The sequence below is a fragment of the Streptomyces sp. NPDC058045 genome, assembly GCF_042885635.1.
Lineage (GTDB): Bacteria > Actinomycetota > Actinomycetes > Streptomycetales > Streptomycetaceae > Streptomyces.
Map to the genome: position 1 here is coordinate 1 of NZ_JBHVRR010000089.1, position 11,919 is coordinate 11,919.

13 protein-coding genes and 1 pseudogene are annotated in these 11,919 nt (G+C 66.7%); 9 read left to right on the forward strand and 5 right to left on the reverse strand.

Features of this window, described 5'->3' with window-relative positions; genetic code table 11:
• Window positions 1-755: 755 nt before the first annotated feature.
• Window positions 756-1,562 carry an SAM-dependent methyltransferase gene (locus ACFVST_RS28400; protein WP_390156462.1) on the forward strand — a complete coding sequence of 269 codons (807 nt, stop codon included), beginning with the start codon at window positions 756-758 and terminating at the stop codon, window positions 1,560-1,562.
• A 33-nt stretch (window positions 1,563-1,595) separates the two neighbouring features.
• Here the strand turns inward: ACFVST_RS28400 and ACFVST_RS28405 are convergent, their stop codons facing one another.
• The 4 genes and pseudogenes from ACFVST_RS28405 to ACFVST_RS28420 form a co-directional block, all read right to left on the reverse strand.
• Complete coding sequence (locus ACFVST_RS28405; RefSeq protein WP_390156463.1) at window positions 1,596-1,814, reverse strand: hypothetical protein; 219 nt, start codon at window positions 1,812-1,814, stop codon at window positions 1,596-1,598.
• Between the two features lie 327 nt (window positions 1,815-2,141).
• Window positions 2,142-2,618 (reverse strand): hypothetical protein, encoded by a 477-nt coding sequence (locus ACFVST_RS28410; RefSeq protein ID WP_390156474.1) that lies wholly within the window; start codon window positions 2,616-2,618, stop codon window positions 2,142-2,144.
• A gap of 81 nt (window positions 2,619-2,699) precedes the next feature.
• Window positions 2,700-2,936 (reverse strand): annotated as a pseudogene (locus ACFVST_RS28415) (hypothetical protein); the annotation flags it as partial.
• A 570-nt stretch (window positions 2,937-3,506) separates the two neighbouring features.
• A complete protein-coding gene (locus ACFVST_RS28420) occupies window positions 3,507-4,961 on the reverse strand; it encodes an APC family permease (RefSeq protein ID WP_390156464.1) in 1,455 nt (484 codons plus the stop codon).
• Between the two features lie 192 nt (window positions 4,962-5,153).
• Here ACFVST_RS28420 and ACFVST_RS28425 point away from each other — a divergent pair, with 192 nt between their 5' ends.
• The 8 genes from ACFVST_RS28425 (at window position 5,154) to ACFVST_RS28460 (ending at window position 11,388) form a co-directional block, all read left to right on the forward strand.
• On the forward strand, window positions 5,154-5,969 hold the full coding sequence (locus tag ACFVST_RS28425; RefSeq protein ID WP_390156465.1) for an SDR family NAD(P)-dependent oxidoreductase: 816 nt from the start codon (window positions 5,154-5,156) through the stop codon (window positions 5,967-5,969).
• Window positions 5,970-5,976: 7 nt separating this feature from the next.
• Window positions 5,977-6,255 carry a hypothetical protein gene (locus ACFVST_RS28430; RefSeq protein WP_390156466.1) on the forward strand — a complete coding sequence of 93 codons (279 nt, stop codon included), beginning with the start codon at window positions 5,977-5,979 and terminating at the stop codon, window positions 6,253-6,255.
• Window positions 6,252-6,719 carry a VOC family protein gene (locus ACFVST_RS28435; protein ID WP_390156467.1) on the forward strand — a complete coding sequence of 156 codons (468 nt, stop codon included), beginning with the start codon at window positions 6,252-6,254 and terminating at the stop codon, window positions 6,717-6,719. Before ACFVST_RS28430 ends, ACFVST_RS28435 begins: the two co-directional genes overlap by 4 nt.
• Window positions 6,716-7,444 (forward strand): SDR family NAD(P)-dependent oxidoreductase, encoded by a 729-nt coding sequence (locus ACFVST_RS28440; RefSeq protein WP_390156468.1) that lies wholly within the window; start codon window positions 6,716-6,718, stop codon window positions 7,442-7,444. The genes ACFVST_RS28435 and ACFVST_RS28440 overlap by 4 nt, the downstream gene beginning before the upstream one ends.
• Window positions 7,431-8,297: an SMP-30/gluconolactonase/LRE family protein gene (locus tag ACFVST_RS28445; protein WP_390156469.1), complete on the forward strand. Its 867-nt coding sequence runs from the start codon at window positions 7,431-7,433 to the stop codon at window positions 8,295-8,297. The genes ACFVST_RS28440 and ACFVST_RS28445 overlap by 14 nt, the downstream gene beginning before the upstream one ends.
• Entirely contained in the window at window positions 8,294-9,052 is a 759-nt protein-coding gene (locus tag ACFVST_RS28450) for an IclR family transcriptional regulator (protein WP_390156470.1), read from the forward strand. The genes ACFVST_RS28445 and ACFVST_RS28450 overlap by 4 nt, the downstream gene beginning before the upstream one ends.
• Before the next feature lie 75 nt (window positions 9,053-9,127).
• Window positions 9,128-11,077 carry a thiamine pyrophosphate-dependent enzyme gene (locus ACFVST_RS28455; protein WP_390156471.1) on the forward strand — a complete coding sequence of 650 codons (1,950 nt, stop codon included), beginning with the start codon at window positions 9,128-9,130 and terminating at the stop codon, window positions 11,075-11,077.
• 11 nt (window positions 11,078-11,088) lie between these two features.
• Window positions 11,089-11,388: a muconolactone Delta-isomerase gene (locus tag ACFVST_RS28460; RefSeq protein ID WP_390156472.1), complete on the forward strand. Its 300-nt coding sequence runs from the start codon at window positions 11,089-11,091 to the stop codon at window positions 11,386-11,388.
• Between the two features lie 56 nt (window positions 11,389-11,444).
• Here the strand turns inward: ACFVST_RS28460 and ACFVST_RS28465 are convergent, their stop codons facing one another.
• On the reverse strand, window positions 11,445-11,738 hold the full coding sequence (locus ACFVST_RS28465; protein ID WP_390156473.1) for a hypothetical protein: 294 nt from the start codon (window positions 11,736-11,738) through the stop codon (window positions 11,445-11,447).
• Window positions 11,739-11,919: the final 181 nt, after the last annotated feature.

Here is an 11,919-nt window from a genome sequence, read left to right on the forward strand (position 1 = left end):
CAGCGGACGCCGGTCTGGACCCTCAGATCCAGGAGCCATTGATCGATCTCGTGGGACTCGCTTGGGTCGGAGCGGACTGTCGTCGGGATGGCGCCTTCCGCCTTCGGAGCTGGCCGGGGAGCGGTGTCGTACATCGTCATGCCGAGCCCAACGAGGCGGCCGTGCGATAGGGACGTGCGGCGCCGTTCCAGGCTGTGTAGACGCACATGGCGTCAGCCGTGTCCGCGTGGAACAAGGCGCTGGTGGTCCAACGCGCAGGCGGTGACGTTCTTCGGCGACCTGCGCGCGCCGACCTCGCCTTCGTCGGCTCCGGCGGCCCCACCCCGTACGGCCTGGCCCACTTCCGTCTGGCGGACGGGCCGGAGAACGGACCCGTCCGCCGGACGGGAACAAGGACCTAACCGACGTCCTTCCATGCCCCGCAGTAGGCGAAGTCGTTGCTGTTGACACCGCAGTACCGCATCTGGATGATCGGCGAGGTCCCCGAGTGGCTTCCCGAGCCCGCCTTCGACCCGTTGGGATCCCTGACGATGCCGGAAGTGCCGTCGGCTCGCTTCCGCTGGCGCCAGGTCGGCGGGCCGGAGTGGAGGATGTAGGTGCCGGGCGGGGGGCTTTGCCAGTCACCCGTGTCACCTTGCCGAGGGGGCTCAGCCGCGGGGTCGGCCGGGTTCCTGATTTTGCCTGTGGCGGGGGCAAGTCCCTTGCATATCATGCAGGTTCAATCCGCGTGTCTCGTGAGACAGGAGCCAAACGACATGGTGATGCCCTCCTCAGGGCCGGCCTGGCCAACGCCGGACATCGACACCTCGGTACCGCACTCGGCGCGGATGTGGAACTACTGGCTGGGCGGCAAGGACAACTATGTGGCCGATCAGGAGGCCGCCGAACAGTTCCAGGCGGCCTTCCCTCAGATCGCCGAGAACGCCCGCGCCTTCCGGGCGTTCCTGGGCCGTGGTGTCACCTACCTCGCGGCGGAGGCGGGGATACGGCAGTTCGTGGACGTCGGTACCGGCCTGCCCACCGAGAACAACACCCACGAACTCGCCCAGCGGGTGGCGCCGGAGTGCCGCATCGTCTATGTCGACAACGATCCGCTGGTCCTGGCCCACGCCCGGGCCCTCCTGGTCGGCGCCCCCGAGGGCGCCACCGACTACCTCCACGCGGACCTGCACGAACCCGAGACCATCATGAGGGCCGCCCGCCAGGTCCTCGACTTCGAGCAGCCGGTCGCACTTATTCTCAGCGGCATCCTCGGCCACGTCATGGACGACGACGAGGCCCGCGACCTGGTCCGCCGCCTGCTCGCCCCGTTCCCGTCCGGCAGCTACCTGCTGGTCTGCGACGGCACCGACACCAACGAGGAACTCCGCTCCGCCCAGCAGGAGCACAACGACCGCACCCCGGTCCAGTACCGCCTCCGCACCCCCGAGGGGATCGCCTCGTTCTTCGAAGGCCTCGACCTCATCACCCCCGGCGTCGCCTCGTGCACCCAATGGCGCCCGGAACCCGGCTCCCCGGCCCCGCACGTCGACTCCTACGGGGCCATCGGGCGCAAGCCTTAGTGGTCCGGAGTCCCGGAGTCCTTCGGCGGTTGATCACGCTGCCCGGGCGGCAGAGGATTCTTCCTGGTGATCGGTGGTGTACCGGTCGATCCTGGCCAGTAGATCGTCCAGGTCGGAAGTGGTGAACCTCCACTGGAACGGCTGTGCCGTGGCGTTGTAGCGGTCTTCGAAGGCTCGGAGCCGGTTCTCGACCTCGGTGAGGTCGGTGAAGTCACCCCTATACGCGTAAGAGCGGCAAGCAGTCCGGGGCACTGCACCGGCAGCGCATGGACTTCCTGCTCCTGGCCCCGGACCTCTCGCGAACGTGATGGAGGTCGACGGCGTGCAGCACTACGGGCGGAAGAACTCGCCCTACGAGCACGGCAAGGTCACCTGGACCGCGGTCCCGCGGTTGTATGCGGGGATGGTCGACTCAGGCTCGCCGGATACGAGCTCACCGCCCCGGGCGGAAAGCAACTCCTGGAGGAGTTCTTCACCGAACTCCTCACCCGGCACCAGAAGCCGACGCTGTGAACCGCCGCTTCGCCAGCAACAGGCGAGCGTGCAGATCACCGCAGTGGTGTACTGATCAACCGGGCGCTACCGCTGCCGAGTTGGAGCGTTCCGGAGGCGGGTGTCCTTGGCTGGTAGCGGGCTTCGGGGATGCGGGCCTGGAAACGCGCGTGTCAGCAGGTCGATGACCTGGCTGTGGACATCTGAGGGCGAATGCCAGGTGAGCCGGTCGGGGCGGGTGGCGTGTCCTGCGATCCAGGCCGGATTGATGTTGAAGCGGTACCACAGGGGCATGGACCGCATGAGCAGTGCGCTGCGCAGGGGTGTGCTGGGCTTGTCGGTCCGGCAATCCTGGTGGGCTGCTTCTTCGTCGGTGAGGTGGGGCTGTTGCCAGAGGGGGGTGCGTCCCTGCTTGTGGTGCCATGTGGTCTCCCACACCCCAAGGACGGCAGCCAGCCGGGCGCCGGCCCGGCCGGCCAGGGCGAGACCGAGCGAGGCCAGCGTCGAGCGCAGTCGTTCCGTGCGCTGTCCGTACCTGCGGGTCAGGCCGGATATCTGCTCCACGAAGGTCCGGCGCGGGCACACCGTGTTCCGGCAGCGGAACCGCCGGACGCGAAGTTGCAGGACAACCCGTCGTCCTCCGCTCGGCACATCAGCAGGAAACCGCAGGTAGGAGCTGTGCACGTGAGCGGACCAGATCCCGCACCCGGGCAGGAGGCGCCAACGGTTGTGCACTGCGCGCCAACACGCACTATCGCGATGTTCACGTCCACGGACAGCACCGCGATGTCCGCGACCGACGGGAACAACAGCTCCTTCAGACGGAGCACGATCTCTCCACGGCCCCGAACTGTCAGCCCAACTGCCTTGACCACGGCCCATTTTCGGGCGACTTCGCGCACCAACCGCAGACACTCAGCCGTCACTCACAGTGGCCGCTACACGGAAGCTGAGCCGGAACCGACGTGAGCGGCCAGGCGGCGGGTGACGATGTCGTCGGCATAGGCAGCGGGGAGGGACACCCCGCCACCAGCAGCAGTCCCCGCCCGTGTTCGGCCTCGTCGTTGGCGGCTGCTGCTTCCGGGAGCGGCGTGGAGCTGGAGTCCGTGACCTGGATGGACACCTCCGAGCCCGGGCCCCGCACCCGGACTTCGACCACGACCCGGCCTCCCATGGCACAAGCGTTCGTCGTCAGCTCGGTGAGCACCAGCTCCGCCGTTTTCCCCCCCGCTCGCAGGGACAGGTGGCCAGGAGACTGACTGCCTTGCGCCGGCAGTCGCCCGGAGCGGAGTCCGACGCCGCCAGCGCCATGATCATGGTGCCCGTGGTGAGGGTCCTTTGCGTGGGTGGTGCAGAGCCTTGCGGTCGGCCGTGTCCACTGCTGCCGCGGGAGCGACATCGACAACTCAGGGGCACGGGTGATGGGGAAGGCCCGGATCGTCGCTGGATCCGTCAGGATTCCAGCTCGTGTTCGAGGCGGTCAGTGGCATGGGTCAGCCACGAGTTGCGGCCGGTGAGCTTGAGGGCGAGCATGATGACGGCGCCGAGGAGTAGCCATCCGCCGACCAGGGCCGGTGCCCAGTCGAGGTAGTTCTGCGGGTTGAAGATGTGCAGGTCCTCGATGGACTTGTAGCCGACCCAGAACAGCATCAGGGTGCCCGCAATGGGCAGGATGACGTGCAGGGCGGCGTTGAAGTCGCTGCGGAATCTGGTCGTGTAGAGCCTGATGACGGCGACGTTGGCGAGGCTGTAGATGAGGATGAGGCTGAGTGTCAGCATCAGGCCGACCAGGAAGAAGTTCTCCTGCGGGCCGACGAGGAACGAGATTCCCAAGCCGCTGGCGAGGGTGAGACAGGTCTGCAGGATGATGGCGTTGGTCGGTGTCTGGTGCCGCGGATGGACTTCGGCCAGCCGGCCCGGAAGTGCCCCTACCCGGCCCATGGAGAAGAAGACGCGGGTCGCGGCGCTATGGGTCGACATGCAGAGCGCCAGGACCGAAGTGATCAAGGCGATGAGGACGAGTACCCACAGGCCTCCCCAGAGTCTCTCCGCGAGTTCGAAGATGGGCGCGGACGAACTGGCGAACGAGTTGATGTCGTCGATGCCCCAGCCCATGACGATGCCCCACACTTCGAGCGTGTAGTAGACGATGGCGAGTATCACTGCGCCGAGGATGACGGTCGGCAGTACCCGGCGGGGGTCGTGGGTCTCCTCGGCGAGAGGCGCGACCGACTCGAATCCCGTGTAGGAGAGGATCGTGAAGATCACGGCCAGGTAGAGGCCGTTCTGGTCCGCGTTCGAGGGGTTGAGTGGCTCAAGGCTGAAGCCTCCGGGGCCGGGGTTGAAGGCTCCGGTGAGCGCCAGGGCCCCGAAGATGATTGCCTCGATGCTGACCATGATGAGCAGGACGCGAGCCGAGAGTGAGACGGCGAACCAGCTCAGAAAGCCGACGACGGCCGTGCCGGCGACGACGAATGCCCACCAGGGTGGAGCCCAGCCATAGGCGTGGAGCAGGGTGTCGTGGGTGACTGAGCCGGCGAAGGCGAACAACGCCCCGGTCACCAACGGGTCGTAGAGGAAGTACGCCCAGGACGTCATGAAGCCGGTGCGCGCGCCGAAGGCGTGGGTGGCGTAGGAGAAGAAGCCGCCCGCGCCGGCGATCTTGCGGGCGAGCTGAGTGAGTGTCACCGCCACGAACAGGCAGGCGACGCCCGCGATCAGGTAGGCGAGCGGTGCGGTGATGCCCGCCAGAGAGCCGATGAAGGCCAGGGACGTGACGGTTCCCATGGCTGGCGCCATGTGGCCGATGGCCTGCATGAACACGTCGGGGGTTCGCAGCACACCCTTCCGGAGGCCGCTCGCCTCGCTGGCGGTGTTGTCGGTGTGGCTCGTGATGTGGTCACTCATCTGGCTGCCTCACTATTTGCTGCCGTTGGCGCATAGTGAGTGGAGACTAGTTCCGGCCGTGGGCCCGGTCAATCGCCAAGTATCAAAATATGATTGCCGTATTGCATGGTGATTGCTAGAGTCGCATCTGCGCGACGATCCGGCATACCCGAGGGAGCCCCGGCCCAGCAGAGCAGTAACGATGGGAGCGTCATGCAGTCAGCGCCAACTGGTCCGCAGAACCGTGCCGCCGATGATCCCGCTGCCGACGCCGGGGAGCTGGCTGGCCGGGTGATCATCGTCAGTGGCGCCGGCTCTGGAATGGGCCAGGATGTCGCCATCCAGGCGGCTCGCTGCGGCGCCAGTGTGCTGGCGGTCGATCGGGACGAAAGCGGGCTCCGTGCGCTGGCCGACAGGGCCGCGATCACGTCCATGGCGATCGACCTGACAGCGCCGGGCGCCCCGGAGACCGTGGTTCAGGAGTGCCTGACGACCCTCGGCTCTCCGCGCGGGCTGGTGAGCGCGGCTGGGGTCTTCCAGACGCGCGCGATGCTCGACGTCACTCCGGAGGACTTCGACCTGGTGTTCTCCGTCAACGTCCGGGCCCTGTTCTTCCTCCAGCAGGCGGTCGCCGCCGCCATGACAGCAGGAGGGAGCATCGTGAACTTCGCCTCGACAGCAGCCCGCGTACCACGCCCGGTCTCCAGCCACTACGCCGCCAGCAAGGCCGCCGTGGTCAGCCTGTCGCGGTCGGCTTCGGTCGCCTGGGCCGAGCGGGGAATCCGCGTCAACACGATCTGCCCGGGAGTGATCTCCACACCCATGATCGACGCGATCCTCGAAGAGCAATCGTCACTGGCCGGGATCACGCCAGCCGAACTCGAAGACCGCTGGTGCGCACAGAATCCCATGGGCCGACTCGGCCGCACCGGCGAAGTAGCCGACCTGGTCACCTTCCTGCTCTCCAACCGCTCCGCGTACATCACGGGCGAGACCATCGGGATCAATGGCGGAGCCGATGACATCTAGCCCGAGCGTGATCGAGATCGGCAACGGCGGTCTGAGCGTGGAGATCGCCCCGGAACGCGGCGCGGAGATCCGGTCCCTGCGAATACCCGGCCGGCCGAACGCGCTCGCCTGGCCCTACGACGGGCTGGCCGGGCTCAGCAGCGCGGCCAGGCTCGACCCGTACGCCTCTGCCAGCAGCTGGCTCACCATCACGCTCCTGGAGAGCCCGCCCACGCGGCCGGTCTCGTCGGTCAGCCGCAGCGGACGCATCGAAACCACGAGACAAGCGGGAGGTTCAAGCACATGAGCGACATCGGCCACGTCCATCACGTCGGGCTGACGGTTTCAGACCTTGACCGATCGGTGGCGTTCTACGTCGAGAATCTGGGATGCGTTCCGGTCATGAGCCAGGAGAAGTCCGGTGGCTATCTGGCGGCGATCGTCGGCTATCCCGACGCGTCGGTCCGGATGACCCATCTCAAGGCCAAGCGCGGCGACCTCGTCATAGAACTCTTCGAGTATCTGACTCCCCAGTCTCAGAAGCTGCCCCTGGAACCACGCCTCATCGGCAATCCGCACCTGTGCTTCGTCGTCGAGAACCTCAGCGAGACGTACACCGAACTCCGCGCACGCGGCGTCGAGTTCTTCTCCGCCCCGATCGAGATAGACACGGGCGCCAATGCCGGTGGCTGGGGCGTCTACCTCCGAGACCCGGACAACATCATCATCGAACTGTTCCAGCTCGCCCGCAGGCAGGAGAACGACCAGTGACTCGGCAGCGCAGGAAGGCCGTCGTCACGGGGGCGGCATCGGGAATCGGCGCCGCGGTGGCGCGTCGCCTGTCGGCTGATGGCATGGACGTGCTGGGGATCGACCGCCACCCCTGTGCGGATCTGCCGCACCGCGTCGTGGATCTCTCGGACCGCTCACAGGTGATCGCCCTGGCGAGCGACCTCGACCGGGAGACAGCGCCCGATGTCTTCGTGAACTGCGCCGGCATCTTCGAGGGCGAACTCTCCGCCGACCTGGATTTCACCAACTACGAACGCACGTTGAGCGTCAACCTCCATGCCCCCGTCTACCTGATGAGCAAGCTGGCGGCCGGCATGGCAGCTCGCGGCTACGGGCGCATAGTCGCCATCACCAGCATTCATGTGCGGATGAGCGAGCCCACCGCGCTGGCTTATGACGTCGGTAAAGGCGGACTGGATGCGGCAGTTCGCACCATCGCCATCGAGAACGCCGACCGCGGGGTTCTGGTCAACGCGGTGGCACCCGGATTCGTGAGAACCGGCCTGTCCATCATCAACGGCGAGAATGAACTCGAATCGGACTGGTTCCGTGAGAGCTTCCTCGCCAATGGCCGGCTTCCCGTCCGCCGCGCGGCCGAACCAGGCGAGATCGCCACCACGGTTTCGCATCTGGTCAGCGATGACAACACCTATCTCACCGGCGAGTCCATCACGGTCGACGGAGGGCTCAGTGCTCGCTTCTGACCCCCAACTCCTCCTCGACCAGCTCTACTTCCCCGAGTGTCTGCGCTGGCACGACGGCGAACTCTGGTTCAGCGACATGTTCGCGGGCACCGTGCACCGCATGTGCCCGGAAGAGCCCGGCAGCATCACGACGGTCGTCACTCTCGACGACCTTTGCGGCGGCCTGGGCTGGCTGCCCAACGGCGACCTGCTGGCCGTCAGCATGGAGAAGCGGCACCTCGTCGCGGTCGGAAAGAACGGCGGTATTCGGCTTCACGCAGACCTGTCCGGATACTTCGAGCACTCCATCAACGACATGCTCGTCCTGCCGAATGGTCGTGCGGTGGTCGGAGGATTCGGTTTCGACGCGGACAACGGGGCCGCACCGGCAACGGTGCCGCTGGCAGTGGTCGAGCCCGACGGCAGCCACCGCCTCGATGAGAACCAACTCCTCTTCCCCAACGGAATCGAAGTGATCGCTCCCGGCAAGGTCGCCGTGGCGGAGACATTCGCCGACCGAATCACCACGATGACTCTCGAAGACACCGGACATCTGGGGGCCGCTACCAGTTACGCCGAATTGCGTGAAGGCGACGGCCCGGACGGAATCAGCGCGGACGGCAACGGCGGACTCTGGGTCGCCTGCGCGTTCGGTGAGCGGGTGCTCCACCTGGACGAGTCCGGCGGCATCGACTCAGAGACAACCGTCGCTGGAATGGGAGTATTTGATTGCCTCTTCGACAGGGACAACAACCGTCTGGTGATCGCGATCTCCGGTCACGACGAAGTCCACGGCCGCTCACATCGCACCGGCGCGCTCCTCATGGCCCCGGTCGTACCGCACTCGAACAATGAGGAGACGCTGGCGAAATGACCGAATCTGAGGGTCCAGGGACGGGCACCCGCCCACGGGTCCAGTCCGCGGCTCGCGCGATCGGCATCCTGTTGGCGGTCGCCGACACACGCCAGGGGCTCACCACCCGCGAGATCAGCGACGAGCTCGGGATCGGACGGCAGACGGTCTACCACCTGCTGCACACACTGACCGAGACCGGGATCCTCACCCGCGGAACAGACGGCCGGATCATCCTCGGACCGGCAGCCGGCCGCGTCGCCGGAGGCTTCGAGAGACAGCTGTCGACCTCGGAACGTGTCGCGCCGCTAGTGCGGCAGCTGGCACGGGTCACCGACGAGACCTCGTACGCGGCGGGATGGCACCACGGCGAGGTGACCGTCTTCGCCGTCGCCCGCGGATCGAAGCCGGTTCAGGCAGCCGAGACACCGCTCGGATTCAGCGGACTCGCCCACGCCAGGGCATCGGGCAAACTGCTCCTCGCACTGATGGAGCCCGAAGAACGACAACGCTATCTGGACTCGCACCCCCTCGAACCCGTGACGCCCAAAACCATCACGACCCCGTCTCAACTCACCGCGGAACTGGACGAGGTGAAAGCGCAGGGCTACGCAATCGACCGGGAAGAAGTCGCCGAAGGAGTCTGCTGCGTGGCGGCCCCGTTGATGGCATTCACAGCCCCCCACGCACTCGCCGTATCCGTACCCGCCGACAGGTTCGACAGCGCCTTCGAGGACACACTGCGCCTGCTGCGCCAGACCGCCGAAGGCCACTGAACATGGCGACCGGCCGCTCCCGGCCGGTCGCCATGCAGGACACATCACGATGCGACACATCGGAGACGGTCACGCATGAACAGCCTTGAATTCTACCGAGCCATGGCCACCATCCGCCACTTCGAGGAGGAGGCGCTGGCGCTGAGCCGGGCCGGTCATGTGGCCGGCTCGATTCATCTGTGCCTGGGTCAGGAGGCCATTCCCGTCGGCGCGTTGTCCGCCGTCGAACCGGGCGACAGGGTGCTGAGCACCTACCGGGGGCACGGCTGGGCGCTGGCCTGCGGTACGGACCCCAGGGCGCTGCTGGCCGAGATCGCGCAGCGCGAGCCGGGAATCAACGGAGGGCGAGCGGGTTCGCCCTTGTTGAGCGACCCGGACCACGGTTTCCTCGGCGAGAACTCAATTGTCGGTGCCGGTGTTCCGGTCGCGGCGGGTGTCGCGTTGGCACGTCGTATGCAGAAGACGGGGCGCGTCGTACTGGTCTCCATCGGGGACGGCGCGATAAACCAGGGCTCGGTCAGCGAAGGCATGGCGTTCGCCGCGATGCACGACCTGCCGCTCATCATCGTGTGCGAGAACAACGGCTGGTCGGAGATGACACCGATCTCAAGTACGACCAGAACCGAGATCCACAAACGCGCGGCCGCCATCGGAATGCGCGCCGAATCCGTCGACGGGCAAGACCCCCGTGCGGTCGCAGATGCCGTTCACCGCGCCGCCGCCGAATGTCGGCAAGGAAAGGGCCCGGTGTTCCTGGAATGCCAGACGGTCCGACTGGGCGGCCACTACAACAAGGACATCGAGCACTACCGGCCCCAGGCCGACCGTGACGCCGCTGCCGAAGCCGATCCCCTCCTGCGCATACGCAACGACGCCGGCGCAGATCTCGAAGCCCTCGATCAAATCGACATCGAAGTGAAGCAGCGCATAGCGAGCATCTCCGCCGACGTCGTCCAGATGCCCGCCCCGACCCCGCACGACGTCCTTGAACACGTCTACGGGCCACCGGTCACGACGCGTACGACTCCGGAATCCGCACAGACGATCACGACCGAACTCACCTACTGGAAGGCCGTCAACGAGGCTCTGGGCGAACTACTGGAGACGATGCCGGAAGTGCTGGTCTACGGCGAAGACGTCGCAGAAGCCGGAGGAATCTTCGGCGTCACCCGCGGCCTTCAGAAACGGTTCGGCGGCGATCGTGTCTTCGACACACCCATCGCCGAATCCGCGATCCTCGGCTCCGCCGTCGGCGCGGCCATCGAAGGAATGCGGCCCGTGGTCGAGATCATGTGGGCCGATTTCCTGTTCGTCGCCCTCGACCAGATCGTGAACCAGGCGGCGAACGTACGCTACGTCAACCGCTCACGCCTCTCGGCACCCCTCACCGTCCGAATGCAGCAGGGCATCACGCCCGGTTCGTGCGCTCAGCACTCGCAGAGTATCGAGGCGATCCTCGCGCATATCCCCGGCATCAAGGTAGGCCTGCCGACAACTCCTCAGGACGCCTACACGATGACCCGCGCCGCGGTACTCGACCCCGACCCCGTGGTGCTGATCGAGAACCGAGCCATGTACACGATGACCGGTCCCGTCGAACGCGGGAGTCAGGACGAGACGGCCGCCGGAGCTGAGATCCGGCGGCCGGGCAGCGACCTGACGATCTTCACCTGGGGGACGACGGTCGCCACCGCCCTGACTGCCGCCGCCGACCTGTCGAAGGACGGGATCGAAGCGGAGGTCGTCGACCTGCGCTGGCTCCGCCCACTCGATGAGGCCGCCATCGCGAACTCGGTGCGCAGGACCGGCGGCCGCGTCCTGGTGCTCCATGAGGCCACCCGGACTGGCGGGTTCGGCGCGGAAGTAGCCGCCCTGATCTCCGAGAAGCACCACGACCTTCTCGTCCGGCCGGTCATACGCGTAGCCGCCCCCGATGTCAGAGTCCCTTCCGCCCCGTCGCTCCAGGCAGCGGTACTGCCCAGCCCGGAAAAGGTGGCGAACGCCGCCCGGGACCTTCTCCGATAGGGGGCCGGATCGTGGACTTCCTCGTCAACGTTCGAATCGCCGTCCCCCCAGAAGTCGACGACGAGACCGTGGACTTGCTGCGTCAGGCAGAACGCCGGCGAGCGGCGGAACTCGCTCGCCGCGGCTTCCTCGTCCGGCTGTGGCGGGTGCCGGGTGCCTGGGAGAACTGGGGGCTGTGGCGCGCCGCAACGGAAGCGGACCTTCATCACCAACTCGCATCCCTGCCCCTCCACCCCTACATGACCATCGACGTCCATCCGCTCGAACCCCACCCCAACGATCCACCGAGAGCCCCATCCGATCGAGACTGAGCAACGCCCGAACGCAACGGTCGAAGGCCAGAAGACCCAACGCACCTGATGGGGCGTCAACCCTCTTCGGCAACCTCCGCACCCCTGCGGCGCCAGGTCAACGCGACCCGGTCGGCATCCACTGTCCGCGAGCCCCTGGACGCCGCGGGGTACACCGCGATGTGCTCCAGCATCAGCATGATCACCCCGCGCTTCGCAGTGAACGGCGCGTGCTTCCGCCACCGGACCAGGTCCGGGACATCGCTTGCCGGCACGTGCTTGACCTGCTTCAGGAACCGCGCCCGCGTAGATTTCTCCCGGATCAGCGTGGTCAGCTCCCGGTCGGCCGCCTTGAATGCGGCAAGGGGCATTCCCGAACCGGCCGCGTAGCCCTCGCCGAGCTTCTTCTGCCGCCGCCGTGCGGCCGCGACTTCGGCCTCCAGGCCCTTCGACTGCTCTAGGGCCTGTGTGATGTCGTGATCAACCAGTTGCCTTCAGGAGGTCGTTGATCCAGATCATCGAGGCACGGAGGTGGAGGCCGGCGAGGTAGCT